At 61.1% G+C, this 24132-nt stretch carries 14 protein-coding genes; 5 read left to right on the forward strand and 9 right to left on the reverse strand.

Annotated elements, in window-relative coordinates:
* Positions 1-79: 79 nt before the first annotated feature.
* Positions 80-1108, reverse strand: a complete 1029-nt coding sequence (locus ACTRWH_RS04740) for a TRAP transporter substrate-binding protein (protein ID WP_075195426.1) — start codon at positions 1106-1108, stop codon at positions 80-82.
* 182 nt (positions 1109-1290) lie between these two features.
* Here ACTRWH_RS04740 and recC point away from each other — a divergent pair, with 182 nt between their 5' ends.
* From recC to ACTRWH_RS04760, 4 genes are read left to right on the forward strand one after another with little or no spacing between them, the layout of a single operon-like run.
* Entirely contained in the window at positions 1291-4890 is a 3600-nt protein-coding gene (recC, locus tag ACTRWH_RS04745) for an exodeoxyribonuclease V subunit gamma (RefSeq protein WP_462825992.1), read from the forward strand.
* On the forward strand, positions 4887-8594 hold the full coding sequence (gene recB / locus ACTRWH_RS04750) for an exodeoxyribonuclease V subunit beta (protein ID WP_136634168.1): 3708 nt from the start codon (positions 4887-4889) through the stop codon (positions 8592-8594). The genes recC and recB overlap by 4 nt, the downstream gene beginning before the upstream one ends.
* Positions 8591-10762, forward strand: coding sequence for an exodeoxyribonuclease V subunit alpha (gene recD / locus ACTRWH_RS04755; protein ID WP_462825993.1), 2172 nt, complete (start codon positions 8591-8593; stop codon positions 10760-10762). The genes recB and recD overlap by 4 nt, the downstream gene beginning before the upstream one ends.
* 35 nt (positions 10763-10797) lie before the next feature.
* Positions 10798-11256: an META domain-containing protein gene (locus ACTRWH_RS04760; RefSeq protein WP_136634166.1), complete on the forward strand. Its 459-nt coding sequence runs from the start codon at positions 10798-10800 to the stop codon at positions 11254-11256.
* 11 nt (positions 11257-11267) lie between these two features.
* Here the strand turns inward: ACTRWH_RS04760 and ACTRWH_RS04765 are convergent, their stop codons facing one another.
* From ACTRWH_RS04765 to ACTRWH_RS04780, 4 genes are all read right to left on the reverse strand, one after another.
* The gene (locus tag ACTRWH_RS04765; protein WP_136634165.1) at positions 11268-11798 is read right to left on the reverse strand and encodes an alpha/beta fold hydrolase; all 531 of its coding nucleotides are present in this window, start codon (positions 11796-11798) and stop codon (positions 11268-11270) included.
* A gap of 19 nt (positions 11799-11817) precedes the next feature.
* The gene (locus ACTRWH_RS04770; protein WP_085681842.1) at positions 11818-12822 is read right to left on the reverse strand and encodes an LLM class flavin-dependent oxidoreductase; all 1005 of its coding nucleotides are present in this window, start codon (positions 12820-12822) and stop codon (positions 11818-11820) included.
* Positions 12823-12900: 78 nt separating this feature from the next.
* Positions 12901-14736: an NAD nucleotidase gene (gene nadN / locus ACTRWH_RS04775; RefSeq protein ID WP_462825994.1), complete on the reverse strand. Its 1836-nt coding sequence runs from the start codon at positions 14734-14736 to the stop codon at positions 12901-12903.
* A gap of 128 nt (positions 14737-14864) precedes the next feature.
* Positions 14865-17342, reverse strand: a complete 2478-nt coding sequence (locus ACTRWH_RS04780; RefSeq protein WP_085681840.1) for an ExeM/NucH family extracellular endonuclease — start codon at positions 17340-17342, stop codon at positions 14865-14867.
* Between the two features lie 189 nt (positions 17343-17531).
* On the opposite strand from ACTRWH_RS04780, the gene ACTRWH_RS04785 reads away from it, so the two are divergent.
* A complete protein-coding gene (locus ACTRWH_RS04785; protein WP_198324878.1) occupies positions 17532-18728 on the forward strand; it encodes an MFS transporter in 1197 nt (398 codons plus the stop codon).
* Here ACTRWH_RS04785 and ACTRWH_RS04790 read toward each other — a convergent pair.
* Genes ACTRWH_RS04790 through ACTRWH_RS04805 form a run of 4 tightly spaced genes read right to left on the reverse strand, consistent with a single transcriptional unit; the run spans position 18725 to position 24107 of the window.
* The gene (locus tag ACTRWH_RS04790; RefSeq protein WP_462825995.1) at positions 18725-20977 is read right to left on the reverse strand and encodes a helicase C-terminal domain-containing protein; all 2253 of its coding nucleotides are present in this window, start codon (positions 20975-20977) and stop codon (positions 18725-18727) included. The two genes, ACTRWH_RS04785 and ACTRWH_RS04790, sit on opposite strands and share 4 nt — an antisense overlap.
* The gene (locus tag ACTRWH_RS04795) at positions 20974-22674 is read right to left on the reverse strand and encodes a VRR-NUC domain-containing protein (protein ID WP_462825996.1); all 1701 of its coding nucleotides are present in this window, start codon (positions 22672-22674) and stop codon (positions 20974-20976) included. Before ACTRWH_RS04795 ends, ACTRWH_RS04790 begins: the two co-directional genes overlap by 4 nt.
* Before the next feature lie 9 nt (positions 22675-22683).
* Positions 22684-23304 (reverse strand): metallophosphatase domain-containing protein, encoded by a 621-nt coding sequence (locus ACTRWH_RS04800; RefSeq protein ID WP_085681837.1) that lies wholly within the window; start codon positions 23302-23304, stop codon positions 22684-22686.
* Positions 23301-24107, reverse strand: coding sequence for a crotonase/enoyl-CoA hydratase family protein (locus tag ACTRWH_RS04805; protein ID WP_085681836.1), 807 nt, complete (start codon positions 24105-24107; stop codon positions 23301-23303). Before ACTRWH_RS04805 ends, ACTRWH_RS04800 begins: the two co-directional genes overlap by 4 nt.
* Between the last annotated feature and the right edge of the window lie 25 nt (positions 24108-24132).

Raw genomic sequence — 24132 nt, forward strand, 5'->3', positions numbered from 1 at the left:
GCCGGCAGGAGGTCCCCGGCGGGGCGGGGTTAAAACAGATTCCCGCCGGGCAGGGCCGGCGGGAATGGTTCCTTCAGGATCAGTTGCTCTGAACTTCCTTGAGGTCTTCCTTGAACTGGTTCAGCAGTTCTTTACCGCTTTCGCCAGTCATCTCGATGAACTTCTCTTCAACCTGCGGCGCGCGGGCCTTGAAGGCTTCGATCTGTTCGTCGTTCAGGCGAGTGACGGTGACTTCGTCGCTGGCTTTCTGGATCTTCTCAAGGGCTTCTTCAGCGAGACCATCGATGTGAACGATGATTTTCTCGAACGCGTAATCCGCAGCGTCCTCAACAAGCTTCTTGTCTTCGTCGGACAGGCCGTCGTAGAAGTTCTTGTTGGCCATCATGGCAGTGGTGAACCAGCCGTGACTGGTGAAGACCAGGTTCGGGGAAACTTCATAAAGACCGCCGGATTCGATCCAGAAAATCGGGTTCTCCTGACCCTGGATCATGTTGGTCTGCAGGGCACCGTAAACTTCACCCCAGGGCAGCGGCGTGGGGGTTGCACCAAACGCTGAATAGGTTTCCGACAGCAGCGGGTTGGTCATGACACGGATCTTCTTGTTGTTGAAGTCTTCCGGTTTGCTGACGGGCTCGTCCACCGTTACAACCATTTCGCCTTCCGGGTACATCTGCAGAAGCTCCAGACCATTCTGGGCATACAGCTCCGGGAAGTCCTCGTTGATCGCCTCACTTTCACGGAAGAACTTGATCACCGTGTCCATGTCGGTCGGCATCAGGTAAGGAATGAAGAAAATTTGCGCTTCCGGAATCAGCGAGCCGGTGAAGCCGGGAGACTGGTTGACGAAGTTAAGGATGCCAGCCTGGGTCTGCTCCATGATGTCGTCGGATTCGCCGAGCTCACCAAAACGATAAATCTGCAAGGTGTGGTCGGAGTTGTCTTCGATGTATTCCTTGAAGTCGTAAGCGAATACGTCCTGGACATCACCTTCATATTCTTCGTGCGCATAGCGCCAGTTGGCAGCATTCACCGAATTCGCCGCTGTCATTGCGGCAAAGGCAAACGCAGAAAATCCGGCCAGTTTCTTGAACTTGCTCATGGTGCTCATCGCGTTGTCTCCGCTTATTTTTTTGCTGAAATGATCTGTTACATTTATTTAGACTGGCAAAACAATCCCGATTTCGCAAGAAATTGGCGAATTTACCTGGGGCCGAAAGCGACGCGTTCCGGTCGCCCATGCAAGTTGTGGTAGGCTTTTGTTTCTTACCGGAAACAACACACAGGGCAGGTATGCCAGTAACGCCATCCATCGAGCCCGGCTTTCACGCCATCCACGCGAATCATCTGGAAGACCTGCGCCGGGCTGTGGTCTGGATCTGCCGGCAAAGCCCCCTGCCACCGCTGGAAAGTGAAACCTTTCTTGTGCAGAGCAATGGTATTGCCCAATGGCTCAAGCTGGCACTGGCTGAAGACCCGTCCGAGGAGGGTGCTGATGTCGGGGTCGGCGGCCTGGGGATTGCGGCCGGCATGGATTTTCTGTTTCCCGCCCGCTTTATCTGGCAGGCCTACCGTGCGGTACTGACCTCGGAGGGCGTACCGGAACAGTCCCCGTTTGATAAGTCCCGACTGGTCTGGCGCCTGTTCCGACTACTGCCGGAGTTGATCGCGGACGACGACGTGTTTGCGCCGTTGCGACGATTCATGGCCGGAACGGATACTGAAACCCGACGCTACCAGCTCGCCGGCAAGATTGCGGACCTGTTCGACCAGTATCAGGTTTTCCGCGCCGATTGGCTGGCGGATTGGGAAGCCGGCCATGACCGGCTGCGGATGGCGCGCGGCGAATACCGTGAGCTGGGCGATGAGCTGCGCTGGCAGGCGGTACTGTGGCGCAGGCTGGTGGCCGATGTGGGCGAACTCGCGGGTACCAGCCGTTCACGCATTCACACCCGGTTCATGGCGCAAGGGCAGGCACTGACAGCCGCAGACCGGCCTCCAAACCTGCCCCGTCGTATTGTGGTCTTCGGTGTGTCATCCCTGCCGAAGCAGGCGCTGGAAGCCCTGTCCGTTCTCAGCCGGGTCAGCCAGGTGGTGCTCTGTGTCCATAATCCCAGCGAATTTTACTGGGCCGACATCATCAGCGACCGTGACCTGCTGACGGCGGACCGCAAGCGCGGCAAGACCCACCCGGAACTGGCGGCACTGACCGACCCTGATGCCCTCCACCAGCACGCCAACCCCCTGCTGGCGGCCTGGGGCAAACAGGGGCGGGACTACATTCGCCTGCTGGACGAGTTCGACAACCCCGAGGCGTACCAGGGCCGCGTGGCAACTCCGGAGGGCCGGATCGATATTTTCACGCCCCACGGAGATCCGGATAAGCCTGCGCTGTTGCACCAGATCCAGAACGACATTCGTTCGCTCACTTCCCAGGCAGAGATGCTGGGGCAGGCACGGACCCTCGATCCGTTCCAGGACGATTCCGTGGTGTTTCACAATGCCCACAGCCCGCAACGGGAAGTGGAGATTCTTCACGACCAGTTGCTGGCGGCATTCAACAGCAACCCGCAGCTTCGGCCCCGCGACGTGATCGTCATGGTGCCAGACGTCGACACCTACGCACCTCACATCCAGGCGGTGTTTGGCCGTTACCCGTCGTCGTCCCGGCGCTACATCCCGTTCACCATTTCCGACCAGGGCCAGCGGCATCGTCAGCCGGTGCTGATTGCACTGGACACGTTGATGGCGCTGCCCGAAAGCCGTTTTGGCGTCAGCGAGATCATCAGCCTGCTGGAAGTGCCGGCCGTACGCAGCCGGTTCGGTATCGCCGAGGGCGACCTTCCATTGGTACGCCAATGGGTGGACGGCGCCAACATCCGCTGGGGCCTGCACAGTGAACATCGCAGCAGTCTCGACTTGCCTGAGGGACTGGAACGCAACACCTGGCAGGCGGGGCTGCGGCGGATGCTGTTGGGCTATGGCGCTGGCCGCGACGATCCCTGGCAGGGCATCGAACCGTTCGAGGAAATCGGCGGCCTGCAGGCGGGGGTGGCGGGCAATCTCTACCGCTTTGTGGATCGGCTGGAAGAGCTCTGGCACGAACTCAGGTCCACTGCAACGCCTGCCGGCTGGCTCGATCGGCTGCAGTCCATCCTCGAACGCTTCTTCGCTGAACTGTCTGACGACGATCTGCTGCTGGTGAACCGGCTACGCCGACAGGCAGAGCAGTGGCTCCAGGACTGCAACAGTGCCGGCATGGAAGACGTGGAACTGCCTCTGAGCATCGTGCGGGAAATTCTGCTGGAAGGGTTGGAAGAAGGCGGCCTCAATCAGCGCTTCCTGGCCGGCAAGGTCAATTTTGCAACCCTGATGCCCATGCGCGCCATCCCCTTTCGGCGGGTGTGCCTGTTGGGCATGAACGACGGTGACTACCCGCGCTCGCGACCGCCGGTGGATTTTGACCTGATGGCCGTGGATTACCGGCCGGGCGACCGTTCCCGCCGGGAGGACGACCGCTACCTGTTTCTGGAGGCATTGCTCTCCGCGCGGGAGCAGCTTTACATCAGTTGGGTAGGGCGCAGCATCCGTGATGACTCGGAACGGCCACCCTCCGTACTGGTCAGCCAGCTCTGTGACCATCTTGATGCGGTGTGGCAGGTGGAGGAGTCGGACCGAAAAGCCTCTCCGGCCCTGACGATCAAACACCCGCTGCAGCCGTTCAGCCGTGAGTATTTTCCCGCCGGAAATCGCGGAGCCGGGCACAATGGCTCGCCCGACGTGAACGCAGTGCTGGCAACGCGGCGCCTGTTCACCTATGACAGTGAATGGCTCAGTGCGCACCAGCAACGGGAAACCGATGTGGTGGGCGTCGAACTGCCTTTCCTGCCTCCGGCGGAGCCACTGACGATTGCTGATATTGGCGCTTTCCTCAAGCGACCAGTGGACACCTTTTACCAGCGCCGGCTGCAGGTCCGGTTTACCGATGTGGAGAGCCTGGACACCGACAACGAGGCATTCGCCATGGACGGCTTGCACCACTGGCGCCTGGAGGACGAACTGATCCGTCATGCGGTGATGAAATCGGGCACCGAGGACGAGCTGCGTCAGCGGCTGGAGGCTGCCCTGGCGAGCATGACCCGGCGAGGTGAGTTGGGCATGGGAGTGACCGAAACCGCCCTGACCCGGCAGTTGGAAAGCCGCATGCCAGACCTGTACCGGCGTTATCAGGAGGCCGTGGCGCTCTGGCCTGAGCCGGTGGAAGATATCTCAGGCTTTGAGTACCGCCATGAGCATGGCGACGCGGCGGTCACTGTTAACGACAGGCTGGGCAACCTGCGTACCCGCCCGGGCGGTGACCTCTGCCGGGTGGTGATCGCCAGTAGCAATTTGCTGGAAGGGTCCGGAAGCGCTCGCCAGCTAAAGTTCCCGGCCCTCTTGGAACACTGGGTGGCACACCTGGCAGGTAATATTCGCTACGACGCTTTCCACACCCTGATGATCGCCAAAGAGGAAAAGCGTGTCGTCAACCTGTTGCCTCTGGACACCGACCAGGCCAGGGAATACCTGGCCGGCATCCTGGGCTATTGGATTCAGGGCCAGACGCGGCCGCTGCCGATAGAGTCGGGTGCGGCCTTCGGCTATTTGCGGGGCCTTTATCCCGCCAGGGGCGAGGGCAGTGAGGACAAAGCGCTGCTGAAGGCGACAGACGCCTACGCAAAGGCTCTGGAACGCGACAGTGGTTACCTGCGCCGGGCCTGTCCGGAAATAGAACAACTGCTGGCGGATGACGAATTTCCGCTGTTGGTGTCGGCACTGTATGAGCCACTCTGGCACGCCGAACAGGCCGGTCGGGCCAAGCCTGGCGGTGCGGGAAAGGAGTCGACAAAATGACGGAAGAGATCCGCAAGCTGGATCCCCTCACACTGTCGTTGCGTGGCAGCCAGCTGATCGAGGCCAGTGCCGGCACCGGCAAGACCTTTACCCTGGCGCTGCTGTACGTGCGCCTGGTACTGGGCCATCGCACCGTGGAAGAACCCCTCGGTGAGGGCATCATGCCGCCCAACCTGCTGGTGGTGACCTTTACCGAGGCCGCCACCAAGGAACTCCGGGACCGGATTCGCGCCCGTCTGACCGAAGCCGCGGCGTTATTCGCGGCTGAACCGGACACCGTCGACACCACGGTGATGTCAAAAGACCCACTGGTGAATCTGCGCAACGCCTGCCCAGCGGCCGACTGGCCAGCCTGCCGCCGCAAGCTGCTGTTGGCCGCGGAATGGATGGACGAGGCTGCCGTGTCCACCATCCACGGCTGGTGCAATCGCATGCTCAGCGAGCATGCCTTCGACAGCGGCAGCCTGTTCCGTCAGACCCTGGAGACCAGTCAGACGGACCTGCTGGATGACGTTGTGAGGGATTACTGGCGCACCTTTATCTACCCCATGCCACCGGAGTTGATGGGGGAGGTGCTGGACACCTGGAAAACCCCGGAAAGCCTGCGCCAGTCAGTGCGCAACCTGTTGCCACACGTTGATGCCCTGCCAGTGCCGGAACGTGACCCACTGGCCGCTGCGGAGGAGGCGAAACGCCTGCGGGAGGTGGAACTGCAGGCTCTGAAAGCCCCCTGGCCGGCCTGGTGCGACGAACTGGACGAGCTGTTGGCGGAAACCACGAAGCGAAAGCCGAAACCGCTGCATGGCACCACCAAAAACTCCCTTCAAAAAGCCGTGGAACACCTTCGGGAATGGGCCACAACCGATGCGGCTGAACCGCATGAGTTCCTGTCGAGCAAACGCACCAAGGGTTTCGATACCCTGGAGGCGGACGCGTTTGCCGAAAAATGGACCGGCGAGGATGAGCCTCCGCATCATCCTGCCATGGACGCCATCACCGAACTCAAACCGGCATTGAAAACCATGCCGGTGGCGAAAGCGGACATTCTCAATCATGCCGCCTGCTGGATCGCCCGTCGCCTGGACAGCGAAAAACAGCGCCTGGCCAGTATGGGCTTTGACGACCTGCTCACACGACTGGATGCCGCGTTGGGCGGCCCCCAGGGCGAACGCCTGGCAGGCACTATTCGTCGGCAGTTTCCGGTGGCGATGATCGATGAATTCCAGGATACCGACCCGGTGCAGTACCGGATTTTTGACCGTATATACCGGGTGGCCAGCAACGACCAGGACACCAGCCTGTTGATGATTGGCGACCCCAAACAAGCGATTTACGGTTTCCGTGGCGCTGATATCTACACCTATCTGGATGCCCGTCGGGCGGTCAGCAGCCGAACCTACACGCTGGGGACCAACTACCGCTCAGCTGTCGCCATGGTAGACGGCGTCAACCGGGTATTCGCCCAAGCCGACCAGTCCCTGCCCGAAGGGGCCTTCCTGTTTCGAGCCGGGGACGACAACCCGTTGCCCTTCAGCCCCGTGGAGGCCAAAGGTACCAGCCAGCAATGGCTTGTTAACGGGCAGCCGCGACCACCACTGACGTTCTGGACCCTGACCGATGAGCGCCCTATCGCCAAGGAAACCGGCAGGGAGGCCATGGCCGAGGCCTGTGCGGCGGAGATTGCCCGCCTGTTGAATCTGGGGCAGAGCGGCGAGGCGGGCTTTGGGGCCGAGGGCACGTCGTTTGAGCCCGTGCGACCGGAGCACATTGCTGTGCTGGTCAACAAACGTGACGAGGCGAATGCCGTCCGGCGAGCATTGGGCGCCCGGGGCGTTCGCAGTGTGTACCTCTCAGACCGTAATTCCGTGCTGCAGTCGGTCCAGTCATTGGAGATGTTGCAGTGGCTGCAGGCCTGCGCCGAACCGGGCCAGCTTCCGCTGATTCGCGCGGCACTCGCCACGCCCACCATGGGCCTGGCTTATCAGGAGCTGGACCGTCTGTTCAGTGACGAAAATGCGCTGGACCGCGAGATCAACCGCTTTCAGGGCTACCGTGAACTCTGGCAGCAACAGGGCGTACTGCCGATGCTGCGGCGCCTGCTGATGGACTATGACGTGCCGGCGAAGCTGCTGTCCGGGCCTGACGGCGAACGCGGCCTGACTGACATTCTGCATATTGCCGAACTGCTTCAGCAGGACAGCCAGCAGCTGGACGGCGAACATGCGCTCATTCACCACTACACCGAGATGTTGCAGGATTCCGACGATGAGGACGAACACCGCACCATGCGCCTGGAAAGTGATGCCGGGCTGGTCAAGGTGGTTACTGTCCACAAGTCCAAAGGCCTGGAGTACCCGTTGGTGTTCCTGCCGTTTGCCACCGAATTCCGCGAGGAAAAGCCGAACCAGGCGTTTATCAAGTACCACGATGACGAAGGCCGACTGCAGATTTCCCTTGAGCCGGATGAAGACACCCTGGCCAGGGCCGACCGCGAACGACTGGGTGAGGATATTCGCAAACTCTACGTTGCCCTGACCCGATCCCGTCACGCCACCTGGGTTGGCGCCAGCGGCATCAAAGGCTGGCGGCAGAGTGGTCTGGGGCACCTGATTGGCCGCTCTGCCAGCGATGAAGACACGGACCTGATGCCCTTCCTGCAGTCCGTGGCCACCGGCGAGCCCGCAATCGATGTGGCGCCCATGCCTGAACCAGGAGACGACGTTTACGCGGGCGACGAGGAGCCGGAGCTTGGCAACGCCCTGGAGCCAGTGCGGGAAGCCCGGGAAAACTGGTGGATCGCAAGCTATTCCGCGATCACCTATGGCGCCCGCGGTGGCTACGGGAACGACTTCGCACCGGCCAGTGAGGATGCGGAGCAGGAGAACCTGCGTGACGAGGACGAGCCCGTTGTGGCCGATACCCTGGCCGCAATGATTCCCGACTGGCAAGGGCCGCAACCGGTCAACCAGCATGCTTTCCCGAAAGGCTCCGGCCCCGGCACCTTCCTGCATGATATTCTGGAGTGGTGCGCTGGAGAGGGGTTCCATAAGGTGGCTGATGCGCCGGAGGATCTCCACGAGCTGCTGGAGCGACGCTGCCAGTTACGCAACTGGAGTGATTGGACTGACACCCTGAAAACCTGGATCTACACCCTGATCACCATGGACATCCCGCTTCCGGGCAGCAGCAGGACATGCTCCCTGGCGGGCCTTGAAACCTTTCGGCCGGAACTGGAGTTCTGGTTTGAAAGCCATGAGGTGAACACCCTCGCCATGGACAGACTGGTCCGCCGGCATACGCTGGGTGGTGATCCGCGTCCCGAGGCTCAGCAAGCCACCTTCAATGGCATGCTGAAAGGGTTTATCGACCTGGTGTTTGAACACGAAGGCCGCTACTACGTGCTGGACTACAAGTCGAACTTCCTGGGGGAGGACGATCAGGCCTATATCCCTGACGTGATGAAAGACAAAATCCTTGAGAAACGGTATGACCTGCAGTACGTCATCTACCTGCTGGCGTTGCACCGCCTGTTGAAAGCGCGCCTGCCGGACTACGATTACGACAGCCACATGGGAGGTGCCGTCTACCTGTTCCTGCGTGGCTGCGATGCACCGGGCGCCGGCGCTTTTACCGAACGACCGGACAGGGCCCTGATTGAGGAACTGGACCGGCTGTTCAGCGGCCAGGGGGAGAAAGCAGCATGATCGGAGAAAGCGGAACCATTGCGGACCTGTTCGACGCCGTTGAGCCCGAACCGGCACCACGGTTGCCCCAAACCGCTGCCGACGCTCTGGCCCTGCTGGATGAGTGGGTGGAGCGCGACTGGATTCGTGCCCTCGATCATGCCTTCGCGACGTTTGTTTGCACGATGGTCCGTGAACAGGGAGAGCAGCCGGTGGCCATGCTTGCGCTGCTGTCAGCGATGGTGTCACACCAGGTGGGGCGGGGGCACGTTTGCCTGGATGTGCGTCATCTCTGTCGTGCCACGGAACCAACGCTGGTGCTGCCGCCGGAAGGCGTCGGTTCTCTACCTGAAAACAGCCCTAGGCCGTCGGATCTGTTTGCCAGTGTCGGCGCTGACCAACTGATTGGGATGCTGGGGCAAAGCTGCGCTGTCAGCAACGGCGAGCAGGCAGCACCGCTGGTATTGGATGGCTCGCGGCTGTACCTGCGTCGATTCTGGCGCTATGAGCAGGCTATTGCCGCCGGTATTCGGACACGTCTCGACAACCGTGTGGCGTTGACGGATACCGCGCCGTTGAAAACGGCACTGGATACCCTGTTCGGCACGGAAAACGATTCCGATGGCCCGCCGGATTATCAAAAAGTGGCCTGTGCCCTGGCAGCACGGAACCGCTTCAGTGTCATTACCGGCGGTCCCGGCACCGGTAAAACCACCACGGTAGTCAACCTGCTGGCGGCTTTGCAGTCGATGGCCTGTGAATCGGCTGAGACCGCCGGTGCCAACCCTTACCTGCGCATCCGCCTGTCGGCGCCAACAGGAAAAGCGGCCGCAAGGCTCAGTGAGTCCATCGGGGGTGCCGTTGACCGTCTGCCGCTGGAAAGCCTGCCGGGTGCACCGGATAAATCCGCCATTCCAACTCAGGTCACTACATTACACCGGCTGTTGGGCAGTCGCCCGGGTTCACGGAGTTTTCGTCACAACGAGGACAATCCGTTGCCATTGGATATCCTGGTGATTGATGAAGCGTCCATGGTGGATGTGGACCTGATGGCGTCGGTCTTTGCCGCCCTGCCCGACAAGGCCAGGCTGATTATGCTGGGGGACAAGGATCAACTGGCGTCGGTGGACGCTGGTGCGGTGTTGGGGGAACTCTGCCAGCGCGCCGAAGGCGCACACTACCTGCCGCAAACGGCGCAATGGCTGCAAGCGGTGACCGGATGTCAATTGCCATCAGAGCTGCTGGACTCCGAAGGCCTGGCCCTGGACCAGGCGGTTGCCATGCTGCGAAAGAGCTATCGGTTTGACGAGCATAGCGGTATCGGCGTGCTGGCGTCGGCCACCAATGCGGGCCAGCTCAGCAGGGAATTGATCGGCCAATGCCGCAACCAGGGCTTTGAGGATGTGGCCTGGCTGACTGGTGAGAACGACATGGGGTGGTTGGCAAATCACGCCCTGACCGGCAGCCCGGAACGCTTCCACAACCAGGGCATGCAGCGCGTGGTTGGCACTGCGCCGGTTGATCCTCCGGTTGGCTACGGCCACTATCTAAAGCTGATTCGTGACCGCAAACCTGTCATCGACGTCGAGGCGGATGGGCGTGAATCATGGGACGCCTGGGCAACCGAAGTGCTCACGGCGTTCAATCGCTTCAAGGTGCTTTGCGCGTTGCGTCAGGGACCGTTCGGAGTGGAAGGGCTGAACCATGACATTGCCGGGCGTTTACATAGTGCCGGGTTGATCGAGCGCACCGACGGTTGGTACGCCGGTCGTCCGGTACTGATCACCGGAAACGACTATAATCTGGGCCTGATGAATGGCGATATCGGTATTACCCTGAGCGTGCCCTGGGATCGTAACGACGCGGGTGAGCCGGTTGAGACCCTGAGGGTCGCCTTTCCGTCCAGTGACGGTAGCGGAGGTGTCCGATGGATATCGCCCAGCCGCTTGCAATCGATGGAAACGGTCTACGCCATGACCGTGCACAAGTCCCAGGGCTCGGAATTCACCCACGCCTGCTTGGTGATTCCGGACCGCCTGACCCCGGTGTTGACCCGGGAGCTGGTGTACACCGGTATCACCCGTGCACGCCACTGGCTCAGCCTGGCGGTATGTCAGGAAGGTGTACTCAAAGAGGCAGTGGGGCGTAGCGTGATCAGGGCGTCGGGGCTGGCTGGGTTGTTGGCTTGAAGCGCCTATTGTTAACCCTTAGAGGGAGAAAACACATGAGAGGAGTCGTGTCGGTACCCGGGCATGAGGCAATTCTGTTTGCTCTGCTTTTCCTGGCCGGTTGCGTCGGGTCACCTGCTACCAGCCGTTCAGCCGATGACATCGTGGCGATGCCGTTGACCAACACCTATTGGCAGCTGTTGAGCATCGGGGGTGAACCGGTGTCAGAAACCAACGCCGACCAGAAACCCCACATTCTGTTTCTGGACGACGGCCGGGTAAGTGGCTTCAGTGGCTGCAATCAATACATGGGTAACTATCAGGTCACGGGTGAGAACCTGCTGTTTGATTCCATGAGCAGCACTCGCAGGGCCTGCCCGGATAATCAGACGGAACAGTTGCTGTTCGCGGCCCTGGCGAAGACCGTTGGTGTCAATCTCGAAGGCATCGAGCTTCGGTTGTTGGGTGAAGCCGGCGAAGAGTTGGCAGTGTTCGAAGCCTCACGGATGAAATAAGGCGCCGGTCGTCAGGCGTCAGACAGACAGTCGGTCATGAAGCCCCTGAACTCGATCACCAGCCGCGCCAGGCTGTTTTCCAGGCGATGTCCGTCCGGAAGTACCAGCAACGGCAACTTCTGCTCCCGCGCCAGCTCAATCACCGGCATTGGCAGTACCACATCGTCGTCCCAGCCGTGAATGATCTGGGTGTGCCGAGCCTGAATCCGGGGGCTGGATTGCGGATAGGCCGACATCGCCAAAGCCGGCGCCAGAAGGAAGCACCCCAGTACCGGTGTTTCTGCACAGGTGCGGGCACACACCCAGCCTCCCATGCTGGATCCGGCCAGGATGGTTCTTTCCGGGTCGGCACCCGCCTCGGAGATGGCTGCTCTCATCTGTGTGAGGCGTTCGGCGGGATCTTTCGTGCTGCGATGATCCACGGCAATCGCGGTGACACCGGAAAAGGTTTCCGCTTCGGCTTTCAGCGCCTGTACTTTGGTGCCTCCAGGGCCACTTTCCAGGCCGTGGGACAGGAAAACATGAAATTCGGGCGTGGCCATGGTTATCTCCGGTAAGAGGTCAGTGTCGGGTGGCGGCCAGGATATCCAGCGCGTGCCGCCGTTTCTCGGGGTCGTACAGATCCACGGTAAACATCAGTTCGTCCACGTCCACAGTCTGCAATAGTCGCTCCAGCTGCTCCCGGAGAGTGTCCTCACTGCCCAGCAACTGCAGCGACAGGAAGTCCTTCACGCCTGCCTGCTCACCGCTGTTCCATAAACCTTCCATGGACTTGACCGGGGGCCGCATCCACAGTGGTTGGCCCCGGAACAGGGAAAGAATGCGCTGGTAACTGGTGGTGGCCAGGAACTGGGCCTCCTCGTCAGTGTCCGCAGGCACGGCCGGAACGGCCAGAATCACATAGGGTTTGTCCAGTTGGTCCGAAGGCTGGAAGTTGTCCCGGTAAGTCTGGATCGCCTCACGGTAAAGCCGGGGCGCGAAGTGGCCGGCAAAGGCGTAGGGTAGCCCCCGCATCGCGGCAAGCTGCGCGCTGTAAAGGCTGGAGCCCAGCAGCCAGATGGGCACATTGGTGCCGGCGCCGGGAATGGCCTTGACCGGCTGCCCCGGCTGGAGTGGCCCCAGCAAAGACTGCAGACGCGCGACATCCTCAGGGAACTGTTCTGCCCCGAGGCCGTCCCGGCGCAGCGCCCGGCTGGTTATGGGGTCGGTGCCCGGAGCTCGGCCCAGGCCAAGGTCAATTCGGCCGGGATAGAGGCTTTCCAGGGTGCCGAACTGCTCGGCGATCACCAGCGGCGGATGGTTGGGCAGCATGATACCCCCGGACCCTACCCGGAGAGTGCTGGTAGCACCGGCAATGTGCCCGACCAGTACGGCCGTTGCGGAGCTGCTTATGCCTTCCATGTTGTGATGCTCGGCCAGCCAGAAGCGGTTAAAGCCCAGGTTTTCCGCATGGCGGGCGTAGGCGACGCTGTTGGCCAGGGTCTGCCCCACGGAATCGCCTTCGCGAACGGAGGCCAGCTCAAGAAGGGAATAGGCAGGGAATTGGGCGCTGGAATTCTGCGACATTGAATGCTCCGGGTTTGAACTATCCGGCAGCATAACAAAAACCGGCCCGCTATGAAGCGGGCCAGGGGATGGTTGCCGTTACGGTGCCGGTGGCGTGTAGGACTGGGTCGAGTAGTCATCCATCGCGGGTTTGCTGATGGTGCCCTGCTCGCTGACGTAGTCCACGAAGGACTGGGCGTAGTCGAGGAAGGTGTCCTCCGAGCGGCCGTCGTCGGTGACGGTGCCGAAGGTCACATAACCGTCCCGTCCGCCACCGGTGAAACTGTTGGTGACCACGTTCAGGGTTTCACCATCGGTGAGGGCGCGCCATTGGGTCTCGTCGCGGCCTTTCACTTCGATGTTGTACAGTTGGTCACCCTCGGCGCGGCTCATGTCCACGTTCCAGCGTAAGCCGGCGGCGTAAGGGTAGGCACCGGTGGAGCCATCGGGCGCATGGGCAAAGGCGACAGCTTCGTTCAGCACCTGGCGGATTTCGGCGCCTGTCATGGTCAGATCGACCAGGGTATTGGCAAACGGCAACAGGGTATAGCCGTCGCCGATGGTGATGTCGCCGGCCTCAATGTCCGTGCGTACGCCGCCAGCGTTCTGGATCGACACATCGGCATTCTTGCTCTGGAACAGGAAGGCCTGGGCTACCACATTGGGGATGTCACCCCCACGCGCTCCTGTCGTGCCTGCACAGCTGGGCAGACTGCTGGTGCCCTGGCCGGGAATGCGCTCCAGGCAGAGGTCTTCGGTTGCGGTACCCACCACCTCATTGCGGAAAGTGTCCAGTTGCTGGGTGTAATTGGCCAGGGCGTTTGCCACGGTAGCGTCTTCGGTGACGATGCTCAACTGCGGAGCAGATTCGACGGCGTCCATGATCGCCTGTAATTCCGCACCTTCGGGTGTGTATTCGTTACCACCGCCGTCTTCACGGACAATGTCGTCGCCCAATAGCAGGTGAGGCACACCGACACAGGATTCCACCACGCCGTCTGCGTTCCATTGAACATTGAGTTCACCCACCACCTGGGAATACTGCCAGGCCTGCGCGACACAAACCTTGTCACCGTCGGCGTTGGTCAACTCGGTGGGATAGGCTCCGGAGGACGTCAGGCCGAAGTCGTCGAAGTCACCCAGCAGGGAGTGGGAATCGCCGCCAATGATCACGTCCACACCGGACAGGGCTCCGGCCAGTACCAGATCATTTTCGTACTGGTAGTGAGTTAGCAGGATGATCTTGTTGACGCCATCGGCCTCCAATTCGTTAATGGCTTCCTGGGCGCTCTCGGTTTCGTCCAGAAATTGTGTGGTGTCCAGCGGGCTGGAGCTGTTCTGGGTCTTGTTGGCGATGTCGATGCCGACAATACCTACTTTCTGGCCGGCGACTTCCTTCACCACATAGGGTTTGATGTAATCGTCAACAGCGGTCGGGGCCAGGGGAGTGCCAACCTGGGGCACTACGTTGGCTGCCAGAACCGGCGTCTGGCAACTGCCGCTGGCGAGGAAATTCAGGAACTTCTTCAGGCCTTCATCGCCACGGTCGAACTCGTGGTTGCCCAGCGCAAAGGCGTCGAAACACACCAGGTTCATCAGCTCGGCATCGGCTTCACCCTCGTAGGAGGTGAAGTACAAGGTGCCGGTGATGGCATCGCCGGCATGCAGTTTCAGCACATTATCCAGGGCCATCTCACGCTCGGCGATCTTGGCTGCAACTCGGGGGAAGCCCCCGGCGGAGAACTCGGTTTCCTGCCCAGCGATGGTCAGGGACTGCGAGCCGCTTTCAAGGTGTGAGTGGTGATCGTTGATGTGTAGAACGTTCAGGCTCAGCGGGCTGGCTGTGTTGTCGTTGCTGCCGTTGTCGTCATCGTCGCTGTTACAGCCGACCAGTGCGATTAAGGGGAGTAATACCCAGGCTGACTTGCGGATCATTTCCTTGCTCCTGCTTTTTGATTTATTCCCCGCATGTTCCATGTCCTGGATGTCAGTGATGTGATGCTTTTGTTGCCGAAATAAGAAACGCCCGCACGAAGGCGGGCGTTTGTGAGTATCAATGACTGTCAGCGCTGGTGTTTCGACTCCAGAATCGCCAGCAGATCGCGGTAGTTAACGCGACCGTCGCCATTGACGTCGTAATGCTCAACGGAGGCCCGGCCAAACAGCCTTGCCAGGATGAATCGTGCGACGTCCCGGCCGTCAACGCGACCATCCCCGTTCAGGTCCGCCCGGTCTGCCATCGACGCGGTTTCCATCTCAAGGGCGATGATCACCGGATCATGGTCAGAGGCGCGGTAGCTGTCCGGCGCGTAGAAGCTGGCCTGCTGTTCAGGCGATTTGAAGTCGGTGTTGTAGTCCAACGCGCGGGGCTCGTCGGCGTTAATGTGCCACACCGTGGTGTCGGTCACTTTCGGTGCCAGTGAGTTGTTCGCAAGGCCGTGGTCTAGGTAGCCGGCCTGGCCGAAGAACACGTAGGAGTAGGCGCTTTCCCCGTCCGCTTGTGCGGCCAGATCGGTATAGCCGTTGTTGATCAGTGCGCGGATCGGGTCTTCCTTGGCGTAGGCATTCAGGTCACCGATGATCAGTACGTCTTCCTCGGCGGTACCGGTGGGGTCCGAGGCCAGCCAGCTCGCCAGCGCGTTTGACGCCTGGGTGCGAACCGGGTTCCAGCAGCCCTGGCCGTCACCCTGTTCGGCATTGGTCCCCTCAGCGCTGCCGCAGCCCTTGGACTTGAAGTGGTTAACGGCAATGGTCAACGCATCATCGCTGTCGATGGCACGGAAGGTCTGGGCCAGAGGCTGGCGGTTCAGGTCGTCGAACGGTGCGGTGGCCAGTGTTGCCGCGTCGCCAACGGTTTCCACCCGGTCGGCGTTGTAGAGAAAGCCCACTGCGATGGCGTCGCCACCGAGTTGTGGCAGGCCGGGGTCGACGTAGGACCAATTACCACCGAGGCTGTCCGCCAGTTGTGCAATCGCACTGCTGTCGCCATAACCGTCGTTTTCAATTTCCATCACGCCCACGATGTCTGCGTTCAGTGCCGTAATGGCACTGACGAGTTTGGCGGTCTGGCGGCTCAGCTCTTCAGCATCGTCGGCGCCGCGAGCGGTGGGGAAGCCACCGCCCATGCCATCACCGTTGAAATAGTTCAGTACGTTGAAGGAGGCAACGATCAGGTTGCCGCTGTCTTCCAGTTCGGGGCTGGGGTTGCGCGGGTTGCTCTGAGTGAAGCTGGGGGCCGACAGCGGCTGCAGGCGCCATTCGGAGAACCGATAGTCAAGTATACCGACGAGGTCGTTCACAGTGTCACCGGCGCGAACGGTGGCGGTTGCGCTCAGTTCCGGGGATGGGTAGGGGACCACCGCCGGGTTCTGGCGATTGCTGCCGTCGTCCAGGATCAGGCGATCCAGGGTGTTGAGTTCTTCCACAATGGCGGCGTCTTCCCCGGGCTCGGCGATGCTGGTCGGAATGAAGTGCCGGCCACTGCCGAGTGTCAGGCTGCCATAGCGGGCCAGGTCGTAGTTGTCATTGACGGTCAACGGCTCGTCAAACTGGACACGCATGGACTCGAAGGCTTCCGGGGCACCAGCGGAGGCCCAGGGCAGTGTGATGCTGACGGGTGCCGGAAGTGTTGCGGTGCCACAGTCGGCCAGGTTCGTCACATTGGTGAGTTCGGTCAGGTTGCCGAACTCGGTCACTTCGCCAGCGATCCTCAGGCGCTGGCCGACCGTGACGCTCTCGCCCGGCGCATAGACAAACAGACCTTCCGAGGTGTTTGGGTTGCTGTCGCGCTGGTCGGCCTCAGCTTCAATATAGAAACCGCCAAGGCCATCGTCGCCGTTAAATGCGGCGGTCACGACGGCTTCCACAACCAGATTTTCACCAGCAAGCGGGCTGACATCACCGGCGCCCTGAATGTCCGAGATCAGGCTCGCGGGATTACCGCACGCCATATCGGGAAGGCCGGGATCTGTCGGTTCTTCGCCACCGTCGCCCGCACCGTTGCCGAGGTCATCGAAGCTGTCCACTGCAAAACTGTCAAAGACGACAGCGGGATCGTACGCATCGTCGGGGTTGTTGTCTGCGTTGGTGCCGTCACGACGTCGCAGGGTCTGGTTCTGGGTGCGCACCGTGTCGCCCCAGTAGCTGCCGGGATCGACACCGACCTGTCCGATGCTGTCGGCAACCACGCCACCGTTCAGCAACAGCACCGCGTCGTCGCCATTGAAAAGCCCGGCACCGGTGGTCTGGTCGGCGACCGCGAGGATGGCGGGGTCGGACTGGCTGTGGGCGAAAACGAAAGTGCCATCGGGGGCAACCGTGCCGTCGAGGTTGATGGTCAGGCCAGTTGCGTTGCTGCCGTTGTAGAAAACCTGCAGTTCCCAGGCGGTGAGATCAACGGCGCTGGTGCCGGTGTTGAGCAGTTCAATGGCTTTGTTGTTGCTGGAACCTTCCACGTATTCACTGATCACCAGCTCCGCAAAGGCGGGGGCGGTGAGGGTACTGGCAATGGCTGCAGCCAGTACGGATTGTTTTATCGTCATGGTTCTTTCCCTGAGTGGTCATTGAAGTTGTCGGGGGCGATCGGCGCCGCCTGTTCCAGTCTGGGAACGGACTGTGACGAGGGGATGTTGGTTTTATGAATCAGTTATTAATGATATCGATATCCATTTGCATTTGAGGCACAATGATCCGCTTTCGGAAAAGCCTCATCGCAGCATCAAGGAACACGTGTGACGACATCCACGCTTGCCAAACGCCAGCTACCAACAGGCATCTGGATACTCGGATTTGTCAGTCTTCTGATGGATATTTCTTCGGAGATCATTCACAGCCTGTTGCCGATCTATTTGGTTTCCGTCCTCGGCGCGAGCGCGCTAATGGTCGGGCTGATTGAGGGCGCGGCGGAAGCGACCGCGCCGATCGTCAAGGTGTTTTCGGGCGCACTGAGTGACTATCTGGGTAAGCGCAAGGGGCTGGCGGTTTTGGGGTATGGTCTGGGCGCACTGACCAAACCGGTGTTTGCCCTCGCACCGGGGTTGGGGTGGATTCTGGCGGCCCGGCTTACCGATCGTGTCGGAAAAGGCATCAGAGGTGCGCCGCGCGACGCCTTGGTGGCGGATCTCGCACCCCCTGAAATGCGAGGCGCTGCCTACGGTCTGCGTCAGTCCCTGGATACCGTGGGGGCGTTTATCGGTCCCCTGCTGGCGATCGGCTTGATGCTGCTTTGGCAAAACGACTATCAGGCGGTGTTCTGGGTGGCGGTGGTGCCCGCAGCTCTGGCCGTGTTGCTATTGATCGTTGGAATTCGCGAGCCGGAACAGCCGCTTACTGAGCGGCGGGCCAATCCCATAAGCCGTGAGAGTCTGAAGCAACTGAGCCGAGCCTATTGGGCAGTGGTGGCCACCGGCGCCTTGTTCACCCTGGCCCGATTCAGCGAAGCCTTCCTACTGTTGCGAGCGGAAGACGGAGGGCTGGGTGTTGCCTGGCTGCCGGTCGTTCTGGTCGTTATGAACATTGCCTATTCCCTATCGGCCTACCCGTTCGGCAAGTTGTCTGATCGTATGGACCATCGCCAGCTACTGGTTACGGGCCTGGTGGTCTTGCTCATCGCGGACCTGGTCCTGGCGCTGGGCAACCACTGGCTGTGGACGCTCGTTGGTTCCGTTATCTGGGGGCTGCACATGGGAATGACTCAGGGACTGCTGGCTACCATGGTTGCCCATACCGCACCCAAAGCCCTGCGTGGTACCGCGTTTGGCTTTTTCAATCTGGTTGGCGGTGTTGCTCTGTTTCTGGCCAGTGCGGTTGCGGGAATGTTATGGACCTGGGCCGGCCCTGCGCTGACGTTTTATGCCGGTGCCGCATTTTGCCTGCTGACCATTGCCTTGATGATGTGCCAGAAGAAGATCTCCGTGGAACCGACCTAAGCCCACCAGGCCGGTAGCAGGTTGCGGATCTGCGGTTGTAGGAAGCGGTCATCGATCAGCCAGATCACGCCGGTGTCCTCCGGCGTTCGGATAACCCGGCCGGCGGCCTGGGCGACTTTCTGCAGGCCGGGAATCAGGTAGGTATAGGCGTGGCCGGCACCGAAGCGTTGCTCGAGCCGCTGGCGCAGAATTTCATGCCAATTGTCGAAGGGCGGCAGGCCGAGCGTTGCCACGAAAGCGCCGATGAGGCGATCGCCGGGCAGGTCGATGCCTTCACTGAACACACCTCCGAGTACGGCCAGGGCGACGCCGGTATTGTTCTCATGGAAGGCCTTGAGGAACGCCGTGCGCTCCTCGGTGGACATGCCGGGGCGCTGGGCTCGAAGCGGCAGGTCGGGCGCCTGTTGCAGAAGAGTCTCTTGTACCCGGTTGAGATAGGAAAAGCTGCTGAAAAACGCCAGGTAGTTGCCGGGCCGCTGCTGGTATTGCCGGTGGATCAGTTCCGCGATGGGCGTCAGCGAGCGTTCCCGGTCCGGCCGCCGGGTGCTGATGTCCGGGGTGAAATTCACCTCAAGCTGGTCGCGGGTAAAGGGGCCTGGCAGGGAGCGGAAGCAGGTGTCCTCCGGCATGCCCAGCAGGTCCCGGTAATAGACACCAGGCGACAGGGTCGCGGAAAACATCAGCGTACTGTCGGCGGCTTCGAAGCGCGGGGCCAGGAAGTCCGCCGGGATCAGGTTCTGGATGGTGAGTCTGGCCTTTCCTCTCGCCGGCCTGATCAGCTCGCACAGGGAATGATCGCCAAACACCTCCGCCAGCTTGGTAAAGGCCAGGCTTTCGAACATCAGTTCCTGCAGGATAAGGTCCGGCGGATGGTCCGCCAGGTAGTCGGTAATGGCGGAGACCAGTCGATTCAGAGCGCCGGTCAGTGAACCTGGAAGATTGTCCAGTATCACCGGCTCACGGCTGATGTCGGGGCAATGGTCGCGGATCACCGATTGCCACGCCCGGGACACGCCATCGAGTTTTGATTTCAAAGCCTTGGGCGACTGTTTCCGAACCCGCAGCAGATGTGCCTGGCTCAGCTCCACGGAGTACATGCCGCGGGCGCGGTCCACCAGGTTGTGAGCCTCGTCGACCAGCAGGCTGGCTTTCCAGTCGTTCTGCCGAACCAGGGCATGGAGCAGGGCGGACTGGTCGAACATCCGGTTTACATCGGCCACCACCACATCGCACCAGCGGGCCATTTCCTGCGCCAGAAAATAGGGGCAGATACCGTGCTGGCGGGCAATGTCCGCCAGTACCACCTGGGTCAGGGCGCCGCTGTGATTGGCGGCGTCCTTACGGGCCGCCGGCAACCGGTCGAAGAAGCCCTTCGCCAGCGGGCAGGCGTCCCCATGGCACGCCTTGTCCGGGTGCTCGCAGGCATGATCCTTGGCCACCAGTTCCAGGGTTCGCAGGGGCAACGGGCCGGGTTGCTTTTCCCGCAACAGGTGAACGGCATCGACGGCCAGTTGCCGGGCGGTATTGCGGCTGGTCAGGTAGAACAGGCGGTCCTGTCTGGCCGTGGGCATCGCCATCAGGGCCGGGAAAAGGGTGCCAAGCGTCTTGCCTAGGCCGGTGGGTGCTTCCAGCAACAATGTCTGTTGACGGACGCTGTTCCTGTAGACGGTTTCCGCCAGGGCGCGCTGCTGAGGTCGGAAGTCCGGGAAGGGAAAGGTCAAGTTTTTCAGCGCCAGATCCCGCTCATGCCGGTGATTGGCTTCCTGTTCAGCCCAGTCGCTGTAGTGTTCACAGAGCTGTTCCAGCTCCTGCCACAGTTCCTCTGCGAGGGCGGTTTCGGTGATGGGGGTTTCCTTGTCCTTGCCGACATCGTAGTAGATCAGGGCGAGATCGATCTGGCTCAACTTTTCCTGTCGGCACAGTAGTGCTCCATAGGCCCGCAATTGTGCACGGTGTAGATTGCGCTGGGCTTCCCGTACCCGGGACAGGTCACCGCGGTGGGTCTTGATTTCCTCCAGGCGGCCGGCGATCGGGTCATAACCGTCGGCCCGCCCGCTGACCATCAGTTTGCCGCATTGGCCGGCCAGCGCCACTTCGCTTTGATACCTCGGCCCGCGACGGGCCTGCACCGCACCGTGGCCGGCAATGCCTTCTTCCGACGTGGGCGCCGGGGTGTAGCGCAGGTCCAGATCGCCCTTGCGGGCGGCGAATTCACACAGCGTTCGTACCGCGACGTTGAGGTCGGTCATCGGTCGGTCCAGCGCACATAGCAGACGGAGACGGGAATGCCGTGGCCAACGCAGAACTCAAGCCATCGGGTCTGATGATCCTGCAGGCGGTCGCCAGGGCCTTTGACCTCGATCATTTCATAGCGCCGGTTTGGATCGTTGTGGTCGGGCCGAAAGCGGATCAGGTCAGGAAAGCCGCTGCGGTGTTCGCGCAGGTTGCCCAGCAGGCGCCGGAACATCCGCTCCAGGTGTTGGGCCGGGATGCACGTCAGCGCCATTTCAAGCAATTCCTCCGAGAGTATTGGCCAGATCACAAACGGCGACGCGATGCCCTGTTTTTCCTGCCAGGTATCGCGGATTCGGGTTTTGTAATTGTCAGAGGCCAGCGTGCCGAGGCAGTCGTCAAACAGTGCCTGACGACGTTCTACAAAATCCTCCCGGTACAGGTCCACCGGCCCGGTGTGAAAGGGATGGAAGAATGCGCCGGGCAATGGTTCGAACAGGGCGGGCCAGCAGAGCAGGCCAAACAGGCCATTGATGAGGGTGTTTTCCACATAGGCAACGGGGGTGTCGGGTTCGCTCAGGTGTTGCATGGCCGCCCACTCCACCGAGTGGCCGTCCGGATTGTCCAGTTCCAGGGTGAACGCCGTCAGTTGCGGGCGTTCGCTTTGCTGGGGTAGCGCCTCTCCCAGTTTCTTCGCCAACCGCGTCAGGATGCGTTCGAGTCCGCGTTCCTCGGCGCCAAACCTGGGTTCGTCGGTGGCGGCCTGGGCAATCTTCCAGGCCTCGTGGTGTTGCTTCAGCCGTTCCAGAAGGCGTAGCTGGCGCAGCCGTGATTCGCGGTGCCCACTGAGGCGATAGGCCTTCAACGCCAGCTCGGTGTTACCGCCGCGCTCAGCCAGCTTGCCCAGTTCGAACAGCAAGCGGCCGCGCCGGCTTTCCAACCAGGCATTCTCATTGGCCGTGGGGATGTCCTGCCATACCGTTTCTGGCGCCTCGCCCTGATCCAGGCGTTCCCGGCAGTGGTGCACCACCAGATAACGATCCACGTCGTCACGTTCGTCAAAAGCCCGGGACTCGGCAGAAAGCGGTACCTGTTCATACTGCTGGTGGCCCAGCTCCACCAGTACGAAATCGGACCAGCTCTGGCGCAGGTTGCCGAAAAACATCAGCCGCAGTCGGTCAAACAGGGCCATGTGGTTCAGGCGGATTACCTGTGTGGAGACGTCTGGTAGCCAGAGGTCCACAGGAGCGATGTCGGGATGCAGTGGAATCAGGGTGTCTTTCAGAAGACCCTTGGCGGCCGTCGCTGGCAGGCCGGCCGCGGAGATCTGGTTAGCGAGGGCAGTGCGAAGCTCGCCGAGCGTGAACAGGCGAAACAGCTCGGCAAGGGGAGCGCTCGGATTGTCTTCAATCCAGCCCTTGGTGGCGAGCGCGCTCACGGCGTCATTCACCGGTACACCGATCTCCGGGTAGTTGAACTTCTCCACCCGGAACAGGTCGCCGGTGCGCATGACCATACGAGCCAGCAGTGCCCTTGCCGGCTGATCCAGGCTCAGCAGGCCATCTACCTTTCCGATTTCATCGGCGGTCAGCAGATCGCTGTGAAAACGCCGGACCCAGCGCACCACTGTCTCGAAGTTCTCGAGATAGTACAGCGGATTGTCCAGGTCCGCGGTGCCGGGAATGTGAGTCTGCTGGTCTGATGCGAGGGGCATGGCTGGGCGTCAGATATCCACGACAATCGGTGGGTTCAGCGGCTTGAACTGGCCGGTGCAGGTGCTGGCGTTGACATGCAGGCAGTCATTCAGCATTTGCTGGCCATAGCTTTCGTGGATATGCCCGAAGATGTGGAGTTTGAGCGTGAGCCGTTCCAGCTCCCTGGCCAGATCGTTACAGCCTACCGCCAGAGACTCGTTCACCTTATCGAGGATGCCTGCTGGCGGACCATGGGTGATAAGAACGTCAGTGTCTGACGGTATCTGTGCCCAGCGCTCGGCAATGGGCGCTCCACGCTCGAGGTTGAATGCCCAGTCGAAAAAGATCGGTGTCCAGGGGCTGCCCCAGAATTTCAGTCCTTCGATGTCGATACTTCTGTCCCGAAGGTAAACGGCGTTCCTGATCAGTGCTTCGGCGTCCGCAGGCTCATCCTGCAAGCACCAGTCGTGGTTGCCGGCAATCAGGATCTTGTGGCGGTGGGGCTGTTCGGAAAACCAGTTGTCCAGGTCCTCGAGTTCCTCAAGGGTGCCCACTCCCAGGCAGTCGCCGGCGTGGATCAGCACGTCGCCATCGGGCACCACCACCTGGCGGTGCATGCTGTGGGTATCGGATATGCAGACCAGTCTCATGATGGCTCGCCGGGTTCGTCGGGACTATAAAAAACACCATGGCGTCCGGCACCAGCGGAAAACCGGCCGGCGCCCTCGATGGCTTCCTCGAACACCACAGGATAGCCGCCAGCGCCTTCCGCCGCCAAGGCTTCGGACAGTTCCAGGTCCCACTGGTGAATGGCGGAGTGTCGGTCGGCGCGCAGGCACTTCTGCGGGAACGCTGCAATGTCGGCGGCAAGAGCTTCTGCTGCGGATCGCGCCTGTCCATCAGGCACCACCCGATTTGCAAGCCCCATCGCCTTGGCTTCTTCCGCATTAACCGGTCGACCGGTCAGAATCATATCCATGGCGTTGCCGTGGCCAACAATGCGTGGCAGGCGCACGGTGCCTCCATCGATCAGCGGTACCCCCCAGCGGCGGCAGAACACGCCGAAGGTGGCGGATTCCTCTATGACTCGCAGGTCACACATCAGTGCCAGCTCCAGCCCCCCGGCCACGGCGTAGCCGGATACGGCAGCGATCACCGGCTTCGACAATGACATGCGGGAAGGGCCCATTGGGCCGTGGGCTGTTCCGGTTGCCTCGATCTCGTTGCGGCGCTCCGGATCGCCGACGGCTTCCAGATCGGCGCCGGCGCAAAAGTTGCCACCCTCGCCCCAGAGCACAGCCACCTTGAGGGTGTCATCAGCCTCAAAGTCGCTGAACGCCTGGCGCAGGGCGTTGGCAGTTTCGCGGTCGACGGCGTTTCGTTTCTCCGGGCGGGCGAGAACAATGGTCAGCACATGACCGCTGGCTTGAGTGTATACGGGTGGGGGTGTCACATGGCCTCCAACGAATTACTGTTGT

Source organism: Marinobacter sp. G5_S1_61_S3 (assembly GCF_054968585.1).